This window comes from Streptomyces anatolicus (genome assembly GCF_019400875.1).
In the GTDB taxonomy this organism is placed as follows: domain Bacteria; phylum Actinomycetota; class Actinomycetes; order Streptomycetales; family Streptomycetaceae; genus Streptomyces; species Streptomyces anatolicus.
On the sequence record NZ_WMBF01000047.1, the window covers coordinates 1 to 22,938 of the forward strand.

At 69.6% G+C, this 22,938-nt stretch carries 22 protein-coding genes; 9 read left to right on the forward strand and 13 right to left on the reverse strand.

Annotated features, from left to right (window positions below):
* Nucleotides 1-158 precede the first annotated feature (158 nt).
* From argF to argC, 6 genes are all read right to left on the reverse strand, one after another.
* On the reverse strand, nucleotides 159-1,142 hold the full coding sequence (gene argF / locus GKQ77_RS07535; RefSeq protein WP_219687934.1) for an ornithine carbamoyltransferase: 984 nt from the start codon (nucleotides 1,140-1,142) through the stop codon (nucleotides 159-161).
* 98 nt (nucleotides 1,143-1,240) lie between these two features.
* On the reverse strand, nucleotides 1,241-2,542 hold the full coding sequence (locus tag GKQ77_RS07540; protein WP_219687935.1) for a sulfate adenylyltransferase subunit 1: 1,302 nt from the start codon (nucleotides 2,540-2,542) through the stop codon (nucleotides 1,241-1,243).
* A gap of 2 nt (nucleotides 2,543-2,544) precedes the next feature.
* On the reverse strand, nucleotides 2,545-3,498 hold the full coding sequence (gene cysD / locus GKQ77_RS07545) for a sulfate adenylyltransferase subunit CysD (RefSeq protein WP_372459842.1): 954 nt from the start codon (nucleotides 3,496-3,498) through the stop codon (nucleotides 2,545-2,547).
* Nucleotides 3,495-4,058: an adenylyl-sulfate kinase gene (gene cysC, locus GKQ77_RS07550; RefSeq protein WP_219687936.1), complete on the reverse strand. Its 564-nt coding sequence runs from the start codon at nucleotides 4,056-4,058 to the stop codon at nucleotides 3,495-3,497. Before cysC ends, cysD begins: the two co-directional genes overlap by 4 nt.
* Nucleotides 4,055-4,927, reverse strand: coding sequence for a [LysW]-aminoadipate kinase (locus GKQ77_RS07555; protein WP_219687937.1), 873 nt, complete (start codon nucleotides 4,925-4,927; stop codon nucleotides 4,055-4,057). The genes cysC and GKQ77_RS07555 overlap by 4 nt, the downstream gene beginning before the upstream one ends.
* A 22-nt stretch (nucleotides 4,928-4,949) precedes the next feature.
* Nucleotides 4,950-5,981 carry an N-acetyl-gamma-glutamyl-phosphate reductase gene (gene argC, locus GKQ77_RS07560; RefSeq protein WP_219687938.1) on the reverse strand — a complete coding sequence of 344 codons (1,032 nt, stop codon included), beginning with the start codon at nucleotides 5,979-5,981 and terminating at the stop codon, nucleotides 4,950-4,952.
* A 322-nt stretch (nucleotides 5,982-6,303) separates the two neighbouring features.
* Between argC and GKQ77_RS07565 the strand changes: the two genes are divergently transcribed.
* From GKQ77_RS07565 to GKQ77_RS07590, 6 genes are read left to right on the forward strand one after another with little or no spacing between them, the layout of a single operon-like run.
* Nucleotides 6,304-7,497: an ATP-grasp domain-containing protein gene (locus GKQ77_RS07565; protein ID WP_308117578.1), complete on the forward strand. Its 1,194-nt coding sequence runs from the start codon at nucleotides 6,304-6,306 to the stop codon at nucleotides 7,495-7,497.
* Nucleotides 7,494-8,561 carry a fatty acid desaturase family protein gene (locus GKQ77_RS07570; protein WP_219687940.1) on the forward strand — a complete coding sequence of 356 codons (1,068 nt, stop codon included), beginning with the start codon at nucleotides 7,494-7,496 and terminating at the stop codon, nucleotides 8,559-8,561. Before GKQ77_RS07565 ends, GKQ77_RS07570 begins: the two co-directional genes overlap by 4 nt.
* On the forward strand, nucleotides 8,548-9,879 hold the full coding sequence (locus GKQ77_RS07575) for an O-acetylhomoserine aminocarboxypropyltransferase/cysteine synthase family protein (protein WP_219687941.1): 1,332 nt from the start codon (nucleotides 8,548-8,550) through the stop codon (nucleotides 9,877-9,879). Before GKQ77_RS07570 ends, GKQ77_RS07575 begins: the two co-directional genes overlap by 14 nt.
* On the forward strand, nucleotides 9,876-10,595 hold the full coding sequence (locus tag GKQ77_RS07580; RefSeq protein ID WP_219687942.1) for a gamma-glutamyl-gamma-aminobutyrate hydrolase family protein: 720 nt from the start codon (nucleotides 9,876-9,878) through the stop codon (nucleotides 10,593-10,595). The genes GKQ77_RS07575 and GKQ77_RS07580 overlap by 4 nt, the downstream gene beginning before the upstream one ends.
* An 18-nt stretch (nucleotides 10,596-10,613) precedes the next feature.
* Entirely contained in the window at nucleotides 10,614-11,786 is a 1,173-nt protein-coding gene (gene metX, locus GKQ77_RS07585; protein ID WP_219687943.1) for a homoserine O-acetyltransferase MetX, read from the forward strand.
* Between the two features lie 56 nt (nucleotides 11,787-11,842).
* Nucleotides 11,843-12,886: an aminotransferase class I/II-fold pyridoxal phosphate-dependent enzyme gene (locus tag GKQ77_RS07590; RefSeq protein ID WP_219687944.1), complete on the forward strand. Its 1,044-nt coding sequence runs from the start codon at nucleotides 11,843-11,845 to the stop codon at nucleotides 12,884-12,886.
* A gap of 87 nt (nucleotides 12,887-12,973) precedes the next feature.
* Here the strand turns inward: GKQ77_RS07590 and GKQ77_RS07600 are convergent, their stop codons facing one another.
* On the reverse strand, nucleotides 12,974-14,182 hold the full coding sequence (locus GKQ77_RS07600) for a beta-ketoacyl-[acyl-carrier-protein] synthase family protein (protein WP_258020978.1): 1,209 nt from the start codon (nucleotides 14,180-14,182) through the stop codon (nucleotides 12,974-12,976).
* Between the two features lie 7 nt (nucleotides 14,183-14,189).
* Entirely contained in the window at nucleotides 14,190-15,128 is a 939-nt protein-coding gene (gene lipP1, locus GKQ77_RS07605) for a LipP1 family hormone-sensitive lipase (RefSeq protein ID WP_219687945.1), read from the reverse strand.
* A gap of 289 nt (nucleotides 15,129-15,417) precedes the next feature.
* Here lipP1 and GKQ77_RS07610 point away from each other — a divergent pair, with 289 nt between their 5' ends.
* The 3 genes from GKQ77_RS07610 (at nucleotide 15,418) to GKQ77_RS07620 (ending at nucleotide 17,793) form a co-directional block, all read left to right on the forward strand.
* Nucleotides 15,418-15,591, forward strand: coding sequence for a lysine biosynthesis protein LysW (locus tag GKQ77_RS07610; RefSeq protein WP_240659914.1), 174 nt, complete (start codon nucleotides 15,418-15,420; stop codon nucleotides 15,589-15,591).
* Nucleotides 15,592-15,740: 149 nt separating this feature from the next.
* Nucleotides 15,741-17,027 carry an MFS transporter gene (locus tag GKQ77_RS07615; RefSeq protein ID WP_219687946.1) on the forward strand — a complete coding sequence of 429 codons (1,287 nt, stop codon included), beginning with the start codon at nucleotides 15,741-15,743 and terminating at the stop codon, nucleotides 17,025-17,027.
* The gene (locus GKQ77_RS07620) at nucleotides 17,020-17,793 is read left to right on the forward strand and encodes an SDR family NAD(P)-dependent oxidoreductase (protein ID WP_125514844.1); all 774 of its coding nucleotides are present in this window, start codon (nucleotides 17,020-17,022) and stop codon (nucleotides 17,791-17,793) included. Before GKQ77_RS07615 ends, GKQ77_RS07620 begins: the two co-directional genes overlap by 8 nt.
* Nucleotides 17,794-17,896: 103 nt before the next feature.
* Here GKQ77_RS07620 and GKQ77_RS07625 read toward each other — a convergent pair whose 3' ends face one another.
* The 5 genes from GKQ77_RS07625 to GKQ77_RS07645 all read right to left on the reverse strand — a co-directional run.
* The gene (locus GKQ77_RS07625; protein ID WP_308117576.1) at nucleotides 17,897-18,925 is read right to left on the reverse strand and encodes a C45 family autoproteolytic acyltransferase/hydrolase; all 1,029 of its coding nucleotides are present in this window, start codon (nucleotides 18,923-18,925) and stop codon (nucleotides 17,897-17,899) included.
* On the reverse strand, nucleotides 18,916-19,533 hold the full coding sequence (locus GKQ77_RS07630) for a GNAT family N-acetyltransferase (protein WP_308117577.1): 618 nt from the start codon (nucleotides 19,531-19,533) through the stop codon (nucleotides 18,916-18,918). The genes GKQ77_RS07625 and GKQ77_RS07630 overlap by 10 nt, the downstream gene beginning before the upstream one ends.
* 5 nt (nucleotides 19,534-19,538) lie before the next feature.
* Nucleotides 19,539-19,814, reverse strand: a complete 276-nt coding sequence (locus tag GKQ77_RS07635; protein ID WP_125514847.1) for an acyl carrier protein — start codon at nucleotides 19,812-19,814, stop codon at nucleotides 19,539-19,541.
* A complete protein-coding gene (locus GKQ77_RS07640) occupies nucleotides 19,804-21,324 on the reverse strand; it encodes an AMP-binding protein (RefSeq protein WP_219687949.1) in 1,521 nt (506 codons plus the stop codon). The genes GKQ77_RS07635 and GKQ77_RS07640 overlap by 11 nt, the downstream gene beginning before the upstream one ends.
* Nucleotides 21,321-22,938, reverse strand: a 1,618-nt coding sequence (locus GKQ77_RS07645) for a class I tRNA ligase family protein (protein ID WP_219687950.1), incomplete at its 5' end; no start/stop codon positions are given. The genes GKQ77_RS07640 and GKQ77_RS07645, both read right to left, overlap by 4 nt.

The window sequence follows — 22,938 nt, forward strand, 5'->3', positions numbered from 1 at the left end:
GCCCCGGACCACCTCCCGCCCGGCACCGCCCACGACGGCCTGGCGCCGCGACGACTTCCGGGCGCCGCACAGCTGGCAGGGCTGACGGCCCGCCCGGCAACAGAAGAGCGCGCCCCCGGACTGCCAGGGGGCGCGCTCTCTGCCGTGTGCGGCGGGGCTCAGCCCGCGATGGTCAGCTGCATCAGGGCCTTGGCCGTGTGCATGCGGTTCTCCGACTGGTCGAAGACCCTGCTCCGCGGACCCTCGAAGACGTCGTCGTCCACCTCGCGGATGTCGGGGTGGGCGATCGCGGTCTCCGTGTCCAGGAGGTGGAAGGCCGGCAGGCAGTGCAGGTAGATGCTGTCCTCGCGGCCGGTCAGGGCCATCAGGTCGTTCGTCACCTTCAGGTCGCGCAGCAGGTCGATGCGCTCCTGCGTCTGGTCCTCCTCGCCCATGGAGACCCAGACGTCGCCGTAGACGCAGGCAGAGCCGCGCAGCGCCTCCTCGCGCGAGTCCGTGACGAGGACCCGGGCCTGCTCGGACTCGCGCCCGGCCAGCAGCTCCTTGATCAGCTCGGGGTCGGGCTGGAGCGGCTGGGGCGCGAGGATGCGCAGGTCCAGGCCGAGCTTGGCGGCGGCGATGGCGAGGGTGACGGCCATGTTGTTGCGGCCGTCACCGACGTACGTCAGCGGCAGTCCCGTCAGGTCGCCGAAGTTCTCCCGCAGGGTGAGCAGGTCGGCGAGGACCTGGGTGGGGTGGTAGCTGTCGCACAGGCCGTTCCACACGGGAACCCCCGCGTAGTGGGCGAACTCGGCGACCGTGGCGTGCTCGTAACCGCGGAACATGATGCCGTCGAAGACCCGGCCGAAGACCCGCGCGATGTCCCGCACGGACTCCTTGACGCCGAAGCGGATGTCGTCGCCGTTGAAGATCTCCGGGTGCGCGCCCGACTGCGTCGAGGCGACGACGAAGGAGACGCGCGTACGGGAGGAGGGCTTCAGGAAGATCAGGGCGATGTTCTTGCCCGCCAGAGCGGGCACGTTCTGCCCGAGGGCCGTGCGCTCCTTGAGGTCGGCCGCCTTGACCAGCAGCTCGCGGATCTCGTCGCCGCTGAACTCGCGCAGGGACAGCAGGCTGCGCCCCTTGAGGCCCGAAATCGTCACGGCACTACCTCCGAAGTCTGACCAGCCCCGACGGCACTGGGTCAATGGCTGGGTCGATAATCATGCAGACCCTTACATTAACATGCAGCCTCAGCGGGTCAGCAAGCGACCATTCCCGCCGCGAGCGTCGCCCCGTCCTGCGGGTCGATGAGCAGGAACGAGCCGGTCCGCCTGTTCTCCCGGTAGTCGTCGACGGCAAGCGGCTCCGCGGTGCGGATCCGCACCCCGCCGATGTCGTTGACGGAGAGGGCGTCCTGGGCGGGCAGCCTGCTGCCGTCGGTGACATCCATGCCGTAGTCGATCCGCTCCACGATCGCGGGGATCGTCTTGGTGGTGTGCTTGAGCAGCACACGCTGGCGCGCGCGCAGCGGGCGGTCGTGCAGATGGCACACGCGGGCGGTGATCTCCCGCAGCATCTGGGGGGCCGGGCCCGCGGTCAGCATGTCACCCCGGGAGATGTCGATGTCGTCGGCGAGGCGTACGGCCACCGACTGCGACGCCCACACGCTGTCGGTCTCCTTGCCGAGCACGCTGAGGCCTGCGACCGTGCTGGTCGCGCCGGACGGGCGTACGACCACGGGGTCGCCGACCCGGAGCAGACCGGAGGCGACCTGTCCGGCCAGCCAGCGCTCCACCACCTGCCGGTCGGGCGCGGGGTGGCGGACCACGTACTGCACCGGCAGGCGCAGCGGCCTGCTCGCCGACTCCGTCCCGAGCGGCACGCTCTCCAGGTGGGAGAGGAGCGTCCGGCCGCCGTACCAGTCCATCCTGGTCGAGGGCTCGACCACGTTGTCGCCGGTCAGCGCGGACATCGGGATGGCGGTGACCTCGGTGATGCCCAGCTCGCGGGCCCGCCGGGTGAACTCGTCAGCGATCGCGGTGAAGGTGGACTCCTGGTAGCCGACGGTGTCCATCTTGTTGACCGCGAGCACGACGTGCGGCACCCGCAGCAGTGCCGCGATCGCGCCGTGCCGCATGGTCTGCGCGACCACGCCCTGGCGCGCGTCGACCAGGATCACCGCGAGGTCCGCGGTGGAGGCGCCGGTCACCATGTTGCGGGTGTACTGCACATGGCCCGGCGTGTCCGCGAGGATGAACCGCCGCCTGGGCGTCGCGAAGTAGCGGTAGGCCACGTCGATGGTGATGCCCTGCTCGCGCTCCGCCCGCAGGCCGTCGGTGAGCAGCGCCAGGTCGGGTCCCTCCTGCCCCCGCCTGCGGGACACCTCCTCGATCGCCGCCGCCTGGTCGGCGAGGACGGACTTGGTGTCGTACAGCAGCCGCCCGACCAGGGTGGACTTGCCGTCGTCGACCGACCCGCAGGTGGCGAGCCGCAGCAGCCCGCCCGGCAGGCCGCTGGTGGCATACGTCTGAACTTCCGCTTCCGCGGCGCCCGTTGACATGTCTAGAAGTACCCTTCTCGCTTGCGGTCTTCCATGGCTGCCTCGGACATCCGGTCGTCGGCCCTGCTCGCGCCGCGCTCGGTCACGCGGCTCGCGGAGATCTCCGTGATCACTTCGGCCACCGTGGCGGCCGACGAGTCGACCGCGCCGGTGCAGGACATGTCACCGACCGTGCGGTAGCGGACCCGGCGCTCGCGCACGGACTCGTCGTCGCGGGGGCCGCCCCACTCGCCGGGCGCCAGCCACATGCCGTCGCGCTGGAACACCTCGCGCCAGTGGGCGAAGTAGATCTCCGGCAGCTCGATGTTCTCGTGCTCGATGTACTGCCAGACGTCGAGCTCGGTCCAGTTGGAGAGCGGGAAGACGCGGAAGTGCTCGCCGGGCAGGTGGTGTCCGTTGTAGAGCTGCCACAGCTCGGGGCGCTGTCTGCGCGGCTCCCAGCCGCCGAACTCGTCGCGCAGGCTGAACACCCGCTCCTTGGCGCGCGCCTTCTCCTCGTCGCGCCGGCCGCCGCCGAAGACCGCGCCGAACCGGCCGTCGCGGACGGCGTCGAGCAGCGGGAGGGTCTGGAGCGGGTTGCGGGTGCCGTCCGGCCGCTCGCGCAGCGTTCCCTCGTCGATGTACGACTGCACGGACGCCACGTCGAGCCGCAGGCCGTGCTTCTCGACGATCCGGTCGCGGTAGGCGATCACTTCGGGGAAGTTGTGGCCGGTGTCCACGTGCAGCAGGGAGAACGGCAGGGGCGCGGGGGCGAAGGCCTTGAGCGCCACGTGCAGCATGACGATCGAGTCCTTGCCGCCGGAGAACAGCAGCGTCGAACGGTCGAACTCCCCCGCCACCTCGCGGAAGATGTGCGCCGCCTCGGCCTCCAGCATCTCGAGGTGCGTCATCGCGGGCACCGCGTCCACCCGCGGACCGATGTGCCCGGTGGGCGCTTCCTGCACGGGGGCGCTCATGACAGACCCCTCTCCGTGAGCAGCGCGCGCACCTGGCGGACCGATTCGTCGGCGGTCTGGTGCTGGGTGTCGATACGCAGATCGGGGTCGACCGGCGCCTCGTAGGGGTCGTCCGCGCCGGTGAGCCCGCTCAGCTCGCCCGCCGCCTGCTTGGCGTAGAGGCTCTTGACGTCGCGGTCGGCGCAGATCTCCACCGGGGTCGCCACGTGTACTTCCAGGTAGGGCACCCCGCGCTCCGCGTGCAGGTCACGCACGGCCGCGCGGGAGAGCGCGTAAGGGGCGATGACCGGCACGAGCACCGTGACGCCGTGCCCGGCGAGCAGCCCGGCGACGTAACCGATGCGTCGTACGTTGGTGTCCCTGTCCTCCTTCGAGAAGCCCAGTTCCGCGGAGAGGGCGGCGCGGACCTCGTCGCCGTCGAGCACCTGCACGCGGTGCCCGGCGGAGCGCAGCCGCTCGGCGAGACCCCTCGCGATGGTGGTCTTGCCCGCGCTCGGCAGCCCGGTCAGCCAGACCGTGCCGCCCTGCCACTCGGCTGGTGTGCCATTCGGTTCGCTCATGTGCGGATCTCCCTTGTGCGTGAGCTGTGAGTCGGCGCCCCCGCGCTGGAGACGTGGACCGTGGTGCCGGCCCCCGCGAGTGCTCGGCTCACGGGTTCGGGGGTGCGTCCGTCCGCGATGCGTACGGTGGTGACTCCGCCGGTGAGCGCTTCGCGCGCGGCGATGAGTTTGAGCGCCATGCCGCCGGTGGCGGACGCGTCGGGCGGGCCGGTGGGCGATATCTGGTGAGTGCTCTGCACGCTGGTGGGGTCGTCGACGTCGGCGAGGACGCCGGGTGCGCCGGTGAGCAGCAGGAGCTGGTCGGCGCCGAGCGCGGCGGCAAGTGCCGCCGCGGCGCGGTCGGCGTCGACGTTGACGGGCCGGTCGTTCTCGTCGATGGCGGGCGGCGAGACCACCGGTACGTAACCGGCCTTCAGCAGGGTCTCGGGGAGTTCGGTGTCGACCATCGTGATCCGGCCGCTGTGGTTGTCGCGGACCAGGACGGTACGGCCGTCGACGACGGCGCGCACGGCGGACTTCCGGCGGGCGCGGAGCATGCCGCCGTCCATTCCGGTGAGGCCGACCGAGGGCACCTTGTGGCGGGAGAGTTCCGCCACGAGTGCGGGCTTGACCGCGCCCGCGAGGGCGAGGACGACCACTTCGAGGGTGTCGGGGTCGGTGTAGCGCGTGGACACGTTGTCCGGGGCGACGAGGGTGCGCTGGGCGACGCCGAGCCGTCCGGCGAGGCGTCCGATCTCGCCGGAGCCTCCGTGGACGAGGAGGATGGAGTGTCCCTCGTGGACGAGGCGGGCGATGTCGGCGCAGATGCCCGCGGCGTCCACGGCGGGATTGCCGCCGCATTTGACGACGGTCAGCGGTTTGCTGGTCACGGTCTCTCCGATGTGCCGGGGGTTAGAGGGGGTGGAGGCCGGGGAAGGTCAGGCCGAGGGTTTCGGGCCATCCCATGCGGATGTTGAGGCATTGCAGGGCGTTGCCGGCGCCGCCTTTGACGAGGTTGTCCAGGGCGGCGATCGTGGTCAGGCGGCCGGCGTCCTCATCGAGGGCGTAGCCGACGTCGCAGTAGTTGGAACCCAGCAGGATCTTGGGGTCCGGATAGCGGAAGATGCCGCGCTGGTGGGCGACGACACGGACGAACGGCTCGTCCGCGTACTGCTCGCGGAAAGCGCGCCGCACGGTCTGTTTGTCGACGCCGGGGCGCAGGGTGGCGTGGCAGATGGTCTGCACGCCGCGTACCGCCTCGACGCCGGTGGCGGTCATCGCCGCGGGCAGGCCCAGGTGGCGGGTGATCTCCGCTTCGTGCCGGTGGCCGGTGGGGGCGAACACGCGCATCGCGCCACTGCGTTCGGCATGCAGGTTGGCCGGGCCCGCGGTGGCGCCCGAGCCGCTGGAGCCGGTACGGGCATCGAACTGCGCCCCCGCCTGGACGTCGATCAGGTCACGGGCGATCAGCGGATACAGCGCCAGCACCCCGGCCGCGGCCATACAGCCCGGCACACTCACCATGTCCGCGCCGCGCAGAGCCTCGCGGTGCAGTTCGGGAAGACCGGGCACGAACTCGTCCAAAAGATGCGGCGCCTGGTGCTGCTCCCCGTAATACCGCTCGAACACGGCCGTGTCGTTCAGGCGGAAGTCACCGGTCAGGTCGATGACCAGCTTCGCCCGCTGGCTCCACTCCTCCACCTGCCCCATCGCCACCCGGTGCGGCAACGCCAGGAACACCGCGTCGCACTCGGTCACCTCCTCGGCCGAGCAGAACAGCAGATCGGTGGCGGCCCGCAGATTCGGATGCACCCCATCGACCCGCTTACCCGGGAAACGCGAGGAGACCGCCCCCACCACCTCCACCTCGGGATGCCCGATCAACAACCGCAACAACTCACCGCCGATATAACCCGCCGCACCCACCACCGCAACCCGGATCACCGGCACACCCCGCTCACAGACCCGCTCAAGGCCACCACCACGACATCCTCCCGACGCTGGAAGTACTCGATCGACCGGACGGCACAACCCAACCGCCGTATCGAAAAAGCAACTTACGTAGCGGCCGGCGCCCGGCGCGTCCGCGAAAAACGCAACCACCATGACGCACCCGACTGACATTGCCGCCGCACGACTACGCGTCCGGATTACTCGGCCCGAACCCGGCCCATGCCACCCTCGAATCCGGTCGTCGGGTTCCAAGCTGCCGGGCTTTCGGTAGACCCCACCACACCAGACCTCGGGAGGTAGCGGCTTGAAATCCGTGCTCATCTTCTCCAAGCAACACTTCGGCGGTGTACCTCTTATCGCCGGGCAACTGCGCGCCCGCGGCCTGCGTTCGGTGCTCGTATCCGAGCTGCCCGACAATCGGCACCGGGACAAATGCGATGACCATGTCGTGTTCGACTGGTTCGGCGAGGAGCTTTCCGTGCTCGCGGACCGGCTCGAAGAGCGCGGCATCGAACCCGTCGCCGTCGTCAACCTCCTCGAATCGCTGTCGCACTGGCAGATGGCCGTGGCCGCGCATTACGCCGTTCCGGGGGCCGACGAGAGCCGCCATGTGCTGCTCAGCAAGGTGCTCGTCCGCGAGCATATGCGGACGCTCGGCCTTTCCGACATGCGTTTCTCCGGCGATCCGGCGACAGTTGACTTCTTTCCCGCCATCGTCAAACCCGCCCGCGATTCCGGGGCCTCCCGGCTGGTCAGCCGCGTCAATGGGCCGGATGAACTCCGCGCCTACCAGGACCGTCTCGCGGCAGCGGGTCTCGCCGGCACCGAGTTGATCGTCGAGGAGTATCTGCCCGGAGTCGAGTTCTCCGTGGACGGCCCCGTCGTCGACGGGAAATTCCATCCGCTCCTGACGGTCGAGAAGCCCGAGCACGACCAGGTGAAGCACCACGACGCGGGTCTCGAATTCCATCCGCCCGAGCAGGAGCACGTGCGTGAGGGCGTGCGGGTCCTCTGCGAGAAGGTCAACGCGTTCTGCGCCGATCTGCGCCTCGACCAGTTCTGGCTGCACTTCGAGGGCCGCTCCACCGAGGACGGCAGGACGGAACTCATCGAGATCAATCCGCGCTTCGGCGGCGGCATGATCCCGGCGGCGGTCCGCGAGATCAGCGGAATAGACCCGATCGAGGCCGTCGTCTCCATGGCACTCGGCGAATTCAAGCTCGACGGGCCGATGCCCCTTCGCGAACGGCCGGTCGTCGGCTGGATCGACATGGAGGGCGACGAACTCGGCACCGTCGAGGTCAGCACCACAGAAGACGATCTGCGCGAACTGCCCGGCATGGTCGGCGCACAAATCACCAACGGATACCGGATCACCGACCTGGAGCAGGAGAACTTCTTCCTCCGCTTCGCGGTCACCGCCGATTCTGTGAGTCAGTTGCGTGAACGCGTGGAGACCGTCCGGAACAAGATTGATTACCGCATCACAAGCGAGGGGGGCGAGTGAGTACTGACACAACGGCCTGGGCGTACACCGGTCGGCGATACACCATGTATCGCTTCCCGACGGATGTGGCACACGACCTGAAGGCGTTGAACACACCCGACAACTGGCATGCGCTGCTCGCGTGGGTCGAGGACCTGGTGTGGATGGCCGGCTGCGTGCTGCTGTGCGTCTACGGCTCGTACTGGTTCTATCCCCTGGCGGCACTCATCATCGGTGCCAGGCAGCGCGGTCTGTCCACGATTCTGCACGACTGCGCGCACGGGGTGGGGATAAAGAACCGCGCGCTGCAAATGACCGTCGGTACGGTGCTGACCGCATACCCGATCTTCCAGCAGCATTACGCGTACAAGGTGTCGCACGTCTATACCCACCACCCGCGTCTCGGCAGCCCCGACCTCGATCCGGATCTGCGGTTCTTCATCGAGCAGGGCGCCTATAAGCAGTCCCCGGCACCGTCGTACATCCGGCGGGTCGTCCTCATGCCGATCTTCGGCTCGCAGACCTGGGCCTACATCCGCTACCTCATCCGCAATCGCTACCGGGTGCTCACCGGCGCGGAGAAGACGGCCGCCCCCACCAATCCCGTGCAGCGGCGCAAGCGCATACTCGACGGGCTCGGCTTCTGGGTGTTCTGGGCGACCGTCTCCGGCGCGGCCTGGTACGGGGACTGGCTCTTCGAACTGCTGCTCTTCTGGGTCATTCCTTACTTGACGAGTTTTCAGATTCTGGGCTGGTACATCGAGTTGTCGGAGCACACGCCTCTGGTGCGCGACTCCTCCGTCGACCTCTACATGACGCGCAACCGCAAGAGCCGCCTCTGGGAGCGGCTGCTCACCGGGATCCACAACGACCACTTCCACCTGGAGCACCACCTCGACCCGCGCACGCCCTTCTACAAGCTGCCCCAGGCGCGCGAGATACGGATGAGAGACCCCAAGTACGTAGAAGTGGACGCCCAGTTCGGCGGCTTGTGGCACCGCGGCCCGCAGGGGCAGCCCAGTGCGATCACCGCCATCGTCCGCTCCATGGTCCGAGAAGAGGAGGACAACGGTGTCCCGGCCTGAGGTACCCGCACGAGGCAAGACATTCCGCGCCGCCGAGACGGCGGCCATCCACGGCGGATACGAGTGGCGGCTCGGCATCACCCCGCCGGTCGTCACGCCGATCTTCCAGACCTCCGCCTACGAACTGCCCAGCGCGGCCGACGCGGCCGGGATCTTCGACCTCCAGCAGGACGGGCACGCCTACACACGGCTGAACAACCCCACCTGCGACGTGCTCGAAGAGCGCATGGCCGCCGTGGACGGGGCCGCGGCCGGGCTCGCCGTCGCCTCCGGGCAGGCGGCGATCTCCCTCGCGCTGCTCAACCTCTGCCAGGCGGGCGACAACATCGTCAGCTCCAACGAGCTGTACGGCGGCACCTGGAACCTGCTCGCCAACACCTTCAAGCGGTTCGGCATCGAGACCCGCTTCGTCAGTCCCTCGGACCCGAAGAACTTCGCCGACGCCACGGACGAGCGCACCCGCTGCTACTTCGGCGAGACCCTGCCCAACCCGCGGCTGAGCGTCTTCCCCATCGAGGCCGTCGCCGAGCTGGGCGAGCAGGCGGGCGTACCGCTGATCCTCGACAACACGATGGTCCCGTACGTCTGCCGGCCCATCGAACACGGCGCCCACATCCTGGTCTACTCCGCCACCAAGTACATCGGCGGCCACGGATCGACCCTCGGCGGGCTCATCCTCGACTCGGGGCGCTTCGACTGGGAGGCCCACGCGGACAGGCACCCGCTGCTCACGCAGCCGGACGCGGCCCACGGCGGCGCGGTGTGGACGCGTACCGGCAAGGGCCTGGACAGCCCGCTCGGCCGCAGCAGCTATCTGCTCAAGGCCCGCGAGACGCTCCTGCGTGACCTCGGCCCCTGTCTCAGCCCCTTCAACGCCTGGCTGCTGCTCCAGGGCCTGGAAACCCTCCACCTGCGGATGCGCGCCCACGGCGAGAACGCGACCGCGGTGGCCGCCTTCCTCGCCTCCCACCCCAAGGTCGGCGCGGTACGCCACCCCAGCCTCGCCACCGGCGAGGAAGCCCGGCTCGCCGCACGCTACTTCGGCGGCAACGGCGGGCCGCTCGTCCAGTTCGAGCTGACCGGCGGACGCGAGGCAGGCTGCCGGTTCATCGAGTCCCTTCAGCTGATCTCCCACGTGACCAACGTCGGCGACGTGCGCTCGCTCGCCACCCACCCGGCGTCCACCACGCACGCCCAGCTCCCCGAGCAGGAGCAGCTGGCCGCCGGGGTCACCCAGGGATCCATCCGGCTGGCCGTCGGCGTCGAGCACATCGACGACCTGCTGGCCGACCTCGGTCAGGCGCTGGACGGCTCATGACCCGCCCGCTCGTCGCCCTCGCGTGCTCGGCCGAGACCTGGGACGAGGTGCCCCACGACGCCGTACGCCACGCCTACGTCGCCGCGCTGGAGGACGCGGCCGAGTGCACCGTCGCCCTCATCCCGGGGCCCGGCCACACCTTCGTCGACCAGCTGGACCGGTTCGACGCGGTGGTGCTCGGCGGCCACGAGACGAACGTGGCCCCGGAGCGGTACGCGGCGACGGACGGGCCGGGCCCGTTCGACACCGACCGCGACACGCTGGCGCTCGCGGTGATCCCGGCGGCCGTCGAGGCGGGCCTGCCGCTCCTCGGCATCTGCCGGGGGCTGCAGGAGCTGAACGTCGCCCACGGCGGCACCCTGCGCGTCGTCGACGGCCACCGCGAGGACCTCTCACTCCCGCGGGACGAGCAGTACCTGCCCGCACACGCAATACGGATCAACGCGGACGGAACGCTGTACGAGCTGACCGGCCGCGCCGCCTCGGCACGGGTGAACTCTCTCCACGGCCAGGCCATCGACCGTCTGGGGCCGGGGCTTCGGATCGAGGCGCAAGCCCCCGACGGTGTCATCGAAGCGGTATCCGTCACCGACAGCCGTGCCTTCGCGCTAGCCGTGCAGTGGCATCCCGAGTGGTATGCCACCACGGACCGGCTCTCCAGGAAGATCTTCCGCGCTTTCGGTGACGCTGCCCGGAAACACGCGGCGGGCCGCTGACTTCTGGAGGACAAGACCTTGAACGCGTTTCCCGTCACCGAGGACCACAGGACCGCCACCTACGGCGTCCCCGCGCATCTCAGCCGCCATCTGAAGATCGCCACTCTCTTCACTCCGGAATATCCGCTCGTTCTGGAGTCGGGCCGCTCGCTCTCCCATGTGCAGGTCGCCTACGAGGAGTACGGAACCCCCTCACGCCACCGCGACAACACGGTGTTCGTCTGCCACGCCCTGACCGGGGACTCACACCCGGCACGGCACGACCCGGACGACATCCCCGGCTGGTGGGACGTGATGGTCGGGCCCGGCCGCCCGATCGACACCGACACCTTCCACGTCGTGAGCGCCAACGTCCTCGGCGGCTGCGCGGGCACCACGGGCCCCCTCTCACCGGGGGAGACGGGCCGCCCGCTGGGCCCCGACTTCCCCGAGGTCACGGTCGCGGACATGGTCACCGTGCACCGGGCACTCCTCGCCCACCTCGGCATCGAACGGCTGTACTCGGTGGTCGGCGGCTCGCTCGGCGGCATGCAGGCGCTGGAGTGGCTGCTGCGCCACCCCGGCGACGCCCGGCGGTTCGTGCTCATCGGCACGGCGGCCGGGCTCACCACCGACGGCCTCGCGGCCCACGCGATCAGCAGGGCGGCGATCCGCTCCGATCCCTGTTTCGACGGCGGACGTTACGTGGACGACCTCATCGGGCCGGGGCCGCGGGATGGCCTCGGCATCGCGCGGATGGTCGCCCACCTCACCTATATGTCGCCCGAATCGCTGGAGAGCAAGTTCGGGCGGGCCGTCCAGCCCGGCCGTGAACCCACCGGCCCGGCCCACGGCCGGTATGCCATCGAGCGCTACCTCGAACACCAGGCCCGCAAGTTCGTGGACCGCTTCGATGCCAACAGCTATCTCCATCTGACGACCGCGATGGACCGGTTCACCGCCTTCGAGCGCCCGCACGCCATCGCACCGGAGAACGATCCGGCGGTCCACGTGTTCAGCTTCGCCTCGGACCGGCTTTTCGGCCAGGAAGTCACCAACGCGCTCCTGGCGCAGTTGACGGCCACCGGCCTCACGACGGTCACCCACCACCGGGACACCACCTCGCCCGCCGGTCACGACGCCTTCCTGCTCAACGTCCCCGGATATCTGCGGGAGATGCGAGCCGTGCTCGCCGAACCGTCGGCCGTGTGACACCGACCGTTTCACGCCATTCCATCCATCATCCGCAACGTCTGTAGGGACATGCCGTGACTGAGAACGCGCCGACAGTACTGGACGCACAGGGCGGGGACCTGAGAAGCCTCCCCGACCGGGAATTCCTCGACCTGGGCACCTGTGTGAACCGCTACGGCCCGCCGCCCGCGGTGGAAACCGCCTTGCGCTGCATCAAGCCGGAACACCTTCTCGCGCACCCCTACGGGGACGAGGAGAGGTTCACCGAGGCCTATGCGGAGTTCATGGGCGCGTCGCCGGACCGGCTGATACCCGGGCGGGGAATCACCGAATTCATCCGCGTCCTCGCCCAGCTCCTCCCCACCGAGCAGGTCGCCGTCGTCACGCCCGACTACACCGACACCATCCGCCGGTTCCCCGTGCATCTCGACCCGCCGTCGGGAACCGCGGAGACGGCCCAATCGCGCCTTGAGCGCGTGGAGTTGGGGATGCGGACCCGGCCGTACGTATTCCTGTCCAATCCGAACAATCCGCTGGGCTTCTATCTGCACCGCGACGACCTGATGGAAATCTGCCGGGCCAACCCGGATTCGGTGCTGATCGTCGACGAGGCGTACATCGAGTTCCTGCCCGATCACGCCGAACTCTCGATGACGCAGAGCGGCCTTTCCAATGTCGTGGTGCTGCGCTCCCCGAACAAGTTCTTCGGCATCGCCGGCACGCGCACCGGGGCGCTGTGGACGTTGAACCCCGACATCTTCCGCAGGGTGGCCGAGCGCAAGCTCAACTGGACGCTCTCCCACGTCGACGCCGTCCTCGCGATCGCCGCTTTGGGCGAGACCGAGTGGGCCGAGCACACCCGGTCCGCCCTGCTGGCCAACGCCCTCGGCCTGGAGGAGATCCTCGGCGACCGCTTCCCCGGCCTGGTGCGCGGCGTACCCGTCCACTACCGCTTCATCGCCACCGACGACCCCATCGCGGACCACCGCTTCTTCCTCGACCACGGGGTGGCCGTGCGGGCCCTCGACGGCCGGCAGCCGGGGCGGGTCTCCGGGCTGCGCATCACGGCGCCCACCGCCGCGGAGCTCGCGAACCTCAAGGACTCCCTGGCCCGGTGACCGGCCTGGCCGACGTGACGGTCGAGTCGGCGACAACACGAAGAGCCGGGGGCGTTTTTGCCCCCGGCTCTCGGCTTGCCCCGGAACTCACGTCGCGGTCGGCCTGCGCTCGTCGATCAGCGCGGCGATGTCCGCGATGCTCAGGTCGCCGACGAGTTCGCTCATCTCCACGTTGACCGAGGTCTCCTGGAGGATGCGGAACTGCAGGGCGACCGTCTGCAGGGAGCCCGCGCCGAGCTGGCGCGGGGTCCGTGTGTCGACCTCCTCGGACTCGGGCAGCTGCATGACCTTGCGGACCGTGGCCCGCAGGTTCTCCAGCGTGGCGGGGGAGGCTTCGACGCTCTTCTGCACTTCGGTGACTCCTTCATGGATGTGGGCTCGCAGCAGGACGCACATCCGCAGCCCGGACACGCTCGACGCCAGCAGATAGAGCCCGCCGTCCCGGATGGTGCCCGCGGACCGCTGGTCGGCGAGGTTGATCAGCGGGTCCGCGGCGAAGCAGTGCCCGACCCTGGCGATGTTCGAGGTGTCCAACTGGGACTGGGCGAACCCGGCCTGCACCTCCTTCATCGTCACGACGGGGAGGAAGATGTTGTTGTGCAGCAGGCCGTCGATCGCCTCGATGCCGATACCGGCCTCGGCGAAGAGCTGTTCGTTGGCGGCTCTGGCCAGATCGGCGCTGATCTCGTTGCCCCGGCCCAGCGCGGCCGGGTCCTGGGACGACGCGTCGGCGACCCACTCGTAGGACTCCGGGGCGCCGGCCACCCGCCGGGAGATGAGGCAGCTCGCCGCCCCGTCGCTGAACAGCGCGAAGTCGGTGAGCCGCTCGGATTCGGCGGCCACCCGGTCCGCCGTGATGACCAGTACGGTCCGGTGGCGGCCCGAAGCGACCATCCCGGCGGCCACGCGCAGCCCGGAGAGCATGTTCGCGCAGCGGTTCAGCGTGACGCCGGTGACCGGCACGGGGCCGAGTCCGAGCCCGCCGAGCACCGACGCGATCAGCTCGCCGTGCGCCTCGACCTCGGCGGGGAACGTGGTGGAGCACAGGACGAGCGCGTCGACCCCGGACGGCTCGACGCCCGCCGCGCGCAGGGTCCGGCGGCCCGCTTCCACCGCGAGGGCGGCCGTGTCGAGCGCCGTGGTGTGCACCGCGCCCCAGCCCCACATATCGGCGTCGGGCATCATCTGCCGCTCGTCGATGAAATCGGCGAAACCCTTGATGTCGGTGTGGTCCACCTCGGTCTCGCCGAGCACGTACCTGGGTGCGCGCAGAACCACACCGGTGGTGTCATCCAATGTCAATTCACCCCAGCCGCTCGCGCAGGAATTCGGCGATCACGTCGAACGCCTTCCTGGAGGTGTCGAGGATCGACGACAGGGCCAGGAAACCGTGCGGAAGATCCGCATAGCGGTGGTACTCCACCGGTACGCCCGCGCGTGAGAGCGCGTCCGCGTACGCTTCGCCCTCGTCGTGCAGCGGACAGAACTCCGCCGTCATCATCAGCGTCGGGGGAAGCCCGCTGTGATCGGCCGCCTTGAGCGGTGAGGCGTAAGGGGAATCGCCGTCGGCGGGCTCGGAGAGGTAACGGCTCCAGAACCATTCGGACGAATGGGCGTTGAAGAACATGGGGTCTTTGTTGTCGCTCATGGACTTCGTCACCGCGTCGTTGGCCATCGGCGGGTAGACGAGCACCTGGGCGGCGATCGCCGGACCCTTCTCGTCCCGGGCCATCAGGGCCATCGCCGCGGCGAGGTTGCCGCCGGAGCTGTCCCCCGCCAGGCCGATGCGCGCACTGTCGCCACCGAGCTGTGAGGCGTTCTCGCCCACCCACTTCACGGCGGCGTAGCAGTCGTCGATGGCGGCCGGGAACGGGTGCTCGGGCGCCAGCCGGTAGCCCACGGACACGATCACGCAGGGGACCTTGCCGGCCAGCGCGCGGCAGATCGCGTCCGATGTGTCGAGCGAGCCGACGACCCAGCCGCCGCCGAAGAAATACATCAGGACGGGGAGCGGGCCCTCGCTCTCGCTCTTCGGACGGTAGACCCTGAGCGTCAGGGGGGCGGTCGGACCCGGGATATCCAGATCGAATACCTCTGCAGGCTGTTCGTGCCAATCCCAGTTCTCGGCCTCGGTCTCCCGATCCGCTTTCCGGGCCTGGTCCACCGACATTGTGTAAAGCGGCGTGAACCCGGTGGCGACACGATAGTCCCGGACTCCCGCAACGGTCGGATCAAGCGGCATTCAAACTCTCCCAGTCGTCTTCACGTTCAGCTCGTTCGCGGGGTATCAAGAAACACTCGAACCAGCATCAAGAGTGGCACGGCGGGGGTGCACGCCGGGGTAAACGAGATGCGTAGCCGCAGGGGAGAAAGGTCAACACGATGTGTCCCCGCGAATGCGCTTGTCGCGGACTCCCGTTGTGTCGAAGCGGTCGTAGCGTCCCTTTCGATGCGGCAGACCGGTTGCCGGTCAGTACCGCCCCCTATACGGCGGTCCGCTCCGGAACAACCGATTGAAAGGAAACCGTCACATGACCACCATGCAGGCCTGTCCGGAGTGTGAGGACCAGGTACAGATCAGCCAATCGGCGCGGCTCAACGAGATCATCGATTGTGCGGGCTGCCGAAGCGAGCTAGAGATCGTGGCGTTGAGTCCGGCGGTGCTCGCCCTCGCGCCCGAGGTCGAAGAGGACTGGGGCGAGTAGCACGTGGCCGGCGCGGCCGGCCGAGAGGCCGGCGACCGGCGTAGGGGCGGTGCGTGGCGTGCGGTGTCGCGCCACGCCGCGCCCCGGTGCGCGCAGGCGACCAGAGCCTTCCGTCCGGAGACCGTTCCGACATACGAACTGGAGCACGCGTGAGTACCGAGGCAACCGACCGGTCAGGCGTCGACGAGCCACGCTTCCGTGACACTCTGCGCGGCCTGCCCCGCCGGGTCTGGATCATCAGTCTCGGCAGCCTGATCCTCCAGGTGGGCAGCTTCCTGCCCGTGTTCATCGTGCTCTACCTGACCCAGCGCGGGCACTCCGCGGGGGCCGCGGGGCTCGTGCTGGGCGCGGCCGGTCTCGGCAGCGTGCTCGGCAACGTCATCGGCGGTTATCTCGCCGACACCATCGGCAGACGCCCGGCCATCCTGCTGTCCGTCGTGTCCACCTCCGGGCTGACCGCGCTCGTGCCGTTCGTCGCACCGCTCCCGGCCATCGTCATCGTGGTCGGGCTCATCGGCGTGACGTCACAGATCCACCGGCCTGCGATGGCCGCGGTGCTGGTCGACGCCGTGTCGGGCACCAAGCAACGCCTCGCCGCCTTCGGCGTGTTGCGGTTCGCGATGAACATCGGCGCCGCCCTCGGCGGCGTACTCGGCGGCGTCGTGGCCAGCATCTCGTACGTGGGGCTCTTCCTGGGCGAGGCCACCGCGCTGCTGCTCTTCGGCCTGCTCGTGGCGCTGCTGCTGCGGGACACCAATCCGCCGAAGACCGACCCCGAGGACGCGGAGAAGCAGGCGGAGGTGGCGATCGGGTACCGGCAGGCGCTCGCCGACCCCACCCTCGTGCGGTTCCTGCTGATGACCGTGTTCGCCATGTTCGTCTACATCCAGACCACCGTCGGCCTGCCCCTGCACGTCAGCGACGTGGGCCTGAACGAGCGCCACTTCGGTCTCCTCATGGGCCTCAACGGCCTGATGGTCGTGGTGCTCGAACTCCCCATCATCAGCGTGATCTCGCGGTTCCGGCCGGAGTACGTACTGGCCGTGGGCAACCTGTTCACCTGTGTCGGTCTCACGCTGACCGGCTTCACGAGCGGGATGGGCCTGCTGGCCGCGGCGGTACTGATCTGGACGTTCGGCGAGATCGTGTACTCCTCCATCGTCCAGGCCCACCTGGTGAGTCTGACCCCGCCCGGCATGGTCGGGCGCTACCAAGGGCTGTACGGCGCCGCCTACACGGTCGGCACGGGCGCGGGGCCGGTCATCGGCGGTGCCGTGTACGCGTTCGCCCCCTGGACGCTGTGGACCATGACCGGCGTGCTGGGGCTGCTGAGCGCCCTGCTCTGTCTGCGGCTGCGGGCCCCGGCCGTACCGGCGGCGGACGCAGCGAAATCTGACCCTCCAATGGCGAAACAACAGGAGACAACCAGTGAGTGACTTCGAAGGACTCGTCGCGATCGTCACCGGCGGTGCGCAAGGAATCGGTCTGGCCACGGCGAAACTGCTCAAGAGCAGGGGCGCCTCGGTCGCCGTACTCGACCTCAAGCCGGACGGCCTGCCGGACGGCATCATGGGCATCGAGGCCGACGTCAGCGACGACGCCCAGGTCAAGGCGGCGGTGGACGCCGTCGTCGAGCGCTTCGGCAGGCTCGACGTGGTGGTGAACAACGCCGGCATCCCCGCCGTCGGCGACGTCGCCGCCAACGGTGACGACGAGTGGCTGCACGTACTGAACGTGAACGTGGTCGGCATGGTCAGGGTCTCCCGGCACGCGCTGCCGCATCTGCGGAAGTCTCCCGCGGCGGCGATCGTCAACACCTGCTCGATCGTGGCGTGGGCCGGGCACCAGATGCGTGCGCTGTACTCGACCAGCAAGGGCGCGGTGTACTCCCTGACGCTGGCCATGGCGGCGGACCACGCCCGCGAGGGCATCCGGGTCAACTGCGTCGCCCCGGGCACCACGGACACCCCGTGGGTGGAGAAGCAGCTGAACGGGACCGCGGACCCGGCGGCCGCGCGGGCCTCCATGGAGTCGTTCCTGGCGCCGGGCCGGCTGGTGACGGCCGACGAGGTGGCGGGCGCGATCGCCTACCTGGCGAGCCCGCTCTCCAGCGCTTCCGTGGGCACGATGCTCGCCGTGGACGGCGGCCAGCACGGTCTGCGGCTGCGCCCCAAGGACCAGCAGCACCTCATCGGCCGCTGACCCCCACGCAGAAGGACCCCGCTCGTTCGGAGCGGGGTCCTTCTGCGTGGGCGGGTCCTTTTCCGTGTGCGGGACCTTCTGCCTGATGAGGACGCGGCGGCGGTCACCGCAGGGAGTGCACTTGCTCCCGCACCTTGGACGGGTCGCCCGGCCAGAGCCGGAACTCCCCGATATCCGGGCGCATGATCACGGCCGCGACGGTCCGCTCGCGCCGGATGTCGCCGTTGTCCGGCACGAGGATCGGTGGCGTCGACAGGAGCCGGTGGTGGCCCGCGGTGTCACCCGGCTCGGGGACGCCCGCCTCTCGCACCGTCTCCAGGCGCCGCCGCGAGGAGTTCTTGGCGAAGATGTTGATCTCGTCCCGGTCGGCGAAGTCCGGGTCCAGGAAGTGGTTCGTGTGCGACAGGTCATCGCCTTCGAGTACGCGCCGCTCCGCGCCCAGGGCCTCCACACATACGGCCCGCCGCTCGCCGCAGACCATGAACGACCGCGAGCTGGCCAGCGGCAGGTCGCAGAGCATCCGGACGGCCTCGTCGACACTGTCGGCGCTGTCCAGGACGTGCCGGATCGCCAGATACGGCGGTACTCCCGGCGCCCACTCGCCGCCGAGGACGAGGTTGAGGCCGACGGCGACGCCCGCGTCGTTGACGCCGAGGTAGCCGAGGAGGCCGCCGAAGCTGAGCACCAGGGAGCGGCGGCGCGGTCCGGTGACCGACAGGACGGCGATCTGGTCGTCGAGGTCGCCGTTCAGGTCCACCGTCTGCGCCAGCACGGGCCCGCCCCTGACCGAGGCGTACGTGGTGCAGTCCCCGGCGGTGACACGGCTGTAGCCCAGCAGCTCGCGGCGGAGCTGCAGCAGCCAGGCCGCGTCGCGGTCGATTCCGGCGCCGACGGCGAGGCCGTCGGTCTCCTCGGCGAGGTCCGGCAGCGCGGCGACGACGGCGTCGCGGTGGGCGGCGATGTCCGGGCGCAGCGAGTCGAGGTCCACCGGCCGGTCGCCGAGGTGGCCGAGGCGGGCGAGCGAGTCGTCGAGGAAGCCGCGGAGCCGCCCGGCAAGCGCGCGCCCGTGGGCGATCCCCCGGGCGCGCGGCGAACCGGACAGCTCAAGGAGCGGCACGCTGTTCACGCGCACGGGTTGACTGCCCTGCCGAGCCGGTTCAACTGGTCCTTGACCGACGCCCATTCGGCGCGCAGGACCGAGTAGTAGATCGCGTCGCGGCGCCTGCCCTCGGGCATGGGGTTGAAGCTGCGCATGACGCCTTCCTCGTAACCGCCGATCTTGCGCAGTCCGGCGCGGGCCTGGGCGTTGAGGACGTCGGTCTTGAACTCGACGCGCTCGGCGCCCATGTCCTCGAACGCGTGCTGGAGCAGCAGGTACTTGACCCAGCGGTTGATGCCCTTGCCCTGGAAGTCGACACCGAGCCAGGACCAGCCGATCTCGAGGCGGCCGTCGGCCTCGGCGAGATTGCCGTAGCTGGAGCTTCCGGCGACCTGGCCGGTGCTCTTGTCGACGATCACGTAGACCGCGCGCTTGCCGCTCTTCTGGTCGGCGAGCATGGCCTCGAAGAAGGCGTCGAAGTCGGCGTCGCTCTCCACGCGGGAGACGAAGTACGTCCAGATCTGGGAGTCGAACGCGATTTTGCGGATGGGTTCACGGTCGTCCTCCGAGATCGGATGGAGTTCGACGTGCTCGTTCTCAAGAAGTGCGGAGGCGCTTTCGCTCCAGGCGGTGCGGGTCACGGAACTCATCCCTTCTGGGCGGTCGGCTGGGGGGCGTGGGGCCGGAGGGCGTCGACGACATCGCCGAGGGTGCGCATGCGCGAGAGGTCGTCCTCGGTGAAGTTGTCCAGGCCGACCTCGGCCGCCTTGCACAGGGAGGTCAGGAACAGCACCTTGTTGAGGGAGGTGAGCCCATAGGTCTGCACAAGGTCCTCGTCGCGGTCGAGGCTCGCGGGCTCGGGGTGGTCGCGCAGCACCTGGGAGAGCTTCTCGCGGGCCAGGGTGTCCAGGTCAGTGGGCATTGATACCTGCCTTCGGGTTGTCGATGTCATCGCGGTAGCGGTCGGCGATGCGCTTGCGGATCGGTTTGAACTGAGAGGTGAGAAGCCCGTTGTCGACGGTGAACGGTTCGTCGGCGACGATCACGCGGGTGATGCGCTCATCGGCTTCGGACGCGGCGTTGACCGAGGCGAGGGCCTGACCTATCGCGGCGGTGTCGACCGGGCCCGGGTGGGGGGAGACGACGGCGACGAGACCGGCCTGGCTCGGGCAGTACAGGACGCACTCGGCCACCGCGCCCGTGTCACGGAAGCGGGTCTCGACGGGCCTGACGATGATCTTCTTGCCGTTGTCGAGGACGATGACGTCGTCGGAGCGGCCGAGGATGTACAGGAATCCGTCCTCGTCGAGGCGGCCGAGGTCCCCGGTGCGCACGACGCCGCCCGCCTTGAACATCTTCTCGCTGTCGCCCGGGGCGGCGTAGGTGTACGCGGTGTTGACCGGGTGGTCGCTGCGGACGCAGACGACGCCCTCCTCGTCGATGAGGATTTCCTTGCCGTCGAGCGGCCGGCCCACGCTGCCCTCACGGTGGGCGCCCGGGTGGTTCTTGGTGGCGATGCAGGTTTCGTTGAGGCCGTAGCCCTCGAAGAGGGGCAGCCCGACCTCGCCGAAGAACTTGAGCGTGGTCGCGTCGGCGGGGGCCGAGCCCGTCCACAGGTAGCGGACGCGGTCACCGAAGAGTTCGGCGGCCGCCGCGGCGGGTTCGGCGCCCGCGGCGATGCCCGCCTCCAGGTGCCGCTTCGCGCTGTCGAAGAAGGCCGGGACGCCCATGACGACGGTGGGGCGCACGGACGACATCACCGCGAAGACCGACTGATAGGTCGTGATGGTGAAGTCGTGGCCCCAGTACAGCGCCGAGTAGAGCCAGTAGCGCTGCTGGAGCAGCGAGAGCGGCAGGAACGAAAGGATGACGTCGCCCGGCCGGTGGTCGAACAGGCTCTGCACGGCGCGCAGCGACGAGTCGATGCTGCCGACGGTGGCCTCAAGTCCCTTGGGGGCCCCGGTGGAGCCGGAGGTGAACTTGACGGTGGAGCACTCCTCGGCGCCCCACTCGGCCGGGTCGAACGCCTCGGTGATCTCCTCATCGGCGTAACCGGCGACCGCCGAGATCGGCACCGCCCGGGAGGGGGCGTCATCGGCCAGCGGGGCGTCGGTGAAGAGCAGGTCGAGGCCGTAGCGCTCGATCAGTTCCGTGTCGGGACGGAACTTGCCGGGTTCAAAACCGGCCGTCTGCGCCTTGAGCATGAGGGCGGCGATGTCGAGCAGCACCCACTCGAGGCGGTTGGCCGACAGGATGCCGATGCGGTCGCCCGCGCCGACACCCCGGCGGCGCAGCGCCCCGGCGACGGCCCTGGCCCGGTCGTGGAACTCGGCGAGCGGCAGGGTGGTGCGGTGCCCGAGGCCGGTGACGGTGAGGACACCGTCGTGGGCCGGCCGCGTGGCGATGACGCGGTTGATGAGGGATTCGGTCATCGCTGCTCGTCTGTGGTGAAGAAGCGGGTGCCCGAGAGGGTGCAGCGGCTGCCGGGCTCGACGAGGTCGGCCGTCTCGGGCCAGGTGGCGATCGCCGGGATGCCGAGCGCGCCGGCCAGCTTGGCCGAGAAGCGCGGCATCAGGGGCGCCGCGGCGGTGGCGAGGAGGCGGGCCGCGGCCAGTTCGAGCGCGAGGGCGGTACGGGCCTCGGAGCTCCACCTGTCGGCCTTGGCCAGGGGGGCCTGCTGACGGGAGAAGGCGCGGACGTCGGTGACGATGCCGTCGAGCGCGGCCGCGGCGGACCGCAGCGAGAACCCCTCGGGGTTGAGCGCGGCGGTGACCTCGTCGAGCCGCAGCGAGAGGCGGGCCAGGAAGGCGGTGTGCTCGCTGGTCCAGGTGCCCGCGTCGGGGGCGACGCCGTCGAAGTGGGTGTCGATCCGCTCGCCGAGACCGGTGAGCCACCCCTCCCACTCGCCGACCAGGTTCTCGGTGCGGGCGCGGTCGAACTCGGCGCGCCGGAAGTCGGTGCGCTCGCCCTCGGGGCGGGTGCGGGAGAGGTAGTAGCGGACGGCGTCGACGCTGTCGGGGGTGAGGATCTCCTTGCCCCAGATCGCGTGCCGCCTGCTGGTGGAGAACTTCTCGCCCTCCAGGAGGTAGAACTCGTTGACGTGGTAGTCGATGTCGGGGTTCCACCCGGGGAAGGCCAGCCGGTACAGGACCGGGTAGAGGATCGCGTGGTAGAAGCTGTTGTCGTAGCCGAAGAAGTGCACGATCTTCCAGTCGGCGGACGGCTCCTCCCGCGACCAGTCCTTGCCCGCACCGGCGCCCAGCCGCTCGATGCCGTGGAGGAAGCCGTAACTCATCTCGGGCCAGACCCAGATGACCTGTCCGCCCAGGTCGTCCTCGGCGGGCCGCACTCCCCAGTCGGAGGGGTGGGAGACCGGCAGGTCGAGCGTCTCGCGGGCGAAGACGCGCTCGGCCAGCTCGCGCAGCCGGGCCGGGACCCGGCCGAGCCGGTGGTGGTCGGCGACGGCGTCGGCGAACTCGTGCAGCGGCAGCGTGTAGCGCTCGACCTCGGTGTGCTTGGGCGCGTCGCCGCTGATGCCGGAGGCCGGGTCGACGAGGTCGGCGACGAGGTTGGGCTCGCCGCACTCCTCGCAGATGTTGCCGCCGGCGCGGTGGGAGCAGCCCGGGCAGGTGCCGCCGACGTTGACCTCGTACAGGTACTCGCCGGTCTTGGAGTCGGCGAGGGCGGGCGTCGCCTTGGGGGCGACCTGGCCGGACTCGACGAGGCGGGAGAAGAAGCTCTGGAGGCCTTCGGAGTAGCCCTCGTCGACGCTGGTGACCGAGTACTGGTCGACCTCGATGTCCATCGCCTTGAGCGTCGCGGCGATCTCGGCCGAGAAGTGGGCGGCGACCTCGGCGGGCGTGGAGCCCTCGCGCTCGGCGACGGCCCCGACGTAGCTCTGGAAGTCGTCGCTGCCGGTCAGGTGCCAGGCCTGGTTGCCGCTCAGGCGCTGGTAGCGGACGTAGACGTCGGCACCGAGGTAGGGGCCCGAGAGGTGGCCGAGGTGGAGGTCGCCGTTGGGGGTCGGCGGGGTGGAGAACACGAAC

What these genes read in the sequence shown, in the direction of transcription:
- GKQ77_RS07540 (WP_219687935.1), bottom strand. Translation starts at nt 2,542, where the DNA reads ATGTCAACGGGCGCCGCGGAAGCGGAAGTTCAGACGTATGCCACCAGC.
- cysD (WP_372459842.1), bottom strand. Translation starts at nt 3,498, where the DNA reads ATGAGCGCCCCCGTGCAGGAAGCGCCCACCGGGCACATCGGTCCGCGG.
- cysC (WP_219687936.1), bottom strand. Translation starts at nt 4,058, where the DNA reads ATGAGCGAACCGAATGGCACACCAGCCGAGTGGCAGGGCGGCACGGTC.
- GKQ77_RS07580 (WP_219687942.1), top strand. Translation starts at nt 9,876, where the DNA reads ATGACCCGCCCGCTCGTCGCCCTCGCGTGCTCGGCCGAGACCTGGGAC.
- lipP1 (WP_219687945.1), bottom strand. Translation starts at nt 15,128, where the DNA reads ATGCCGCTTGATCCGACCGTTGCGGGAGTCCGGGACTATCGTGTCGCC.
- GKQ77_RS07610 (WP_240659914.1), top strand. Translation starts at nt 15,418, where the DNA reads ATGACCACCATGCAGGCCTGTCCGGAGTGTGAGGACCAGGTACAGATC.
- GKQ77_RS07635 (WP_125514847.1), bottom strand. Translation starts at nt 19,814, where the DNA reads ATGCCCACTGACCTGGACACCCTGGCCCGCGAGAAGCTCTCCCAGGTG.
- GKQ77_RS07640 (WP_219687949.1), bottom strand. Translation starts at nt 21,324, where the DNA reads ATGACCGAATCCCTCATCAACCGCGTCATCGCCACGCGGCCGGCCCAC.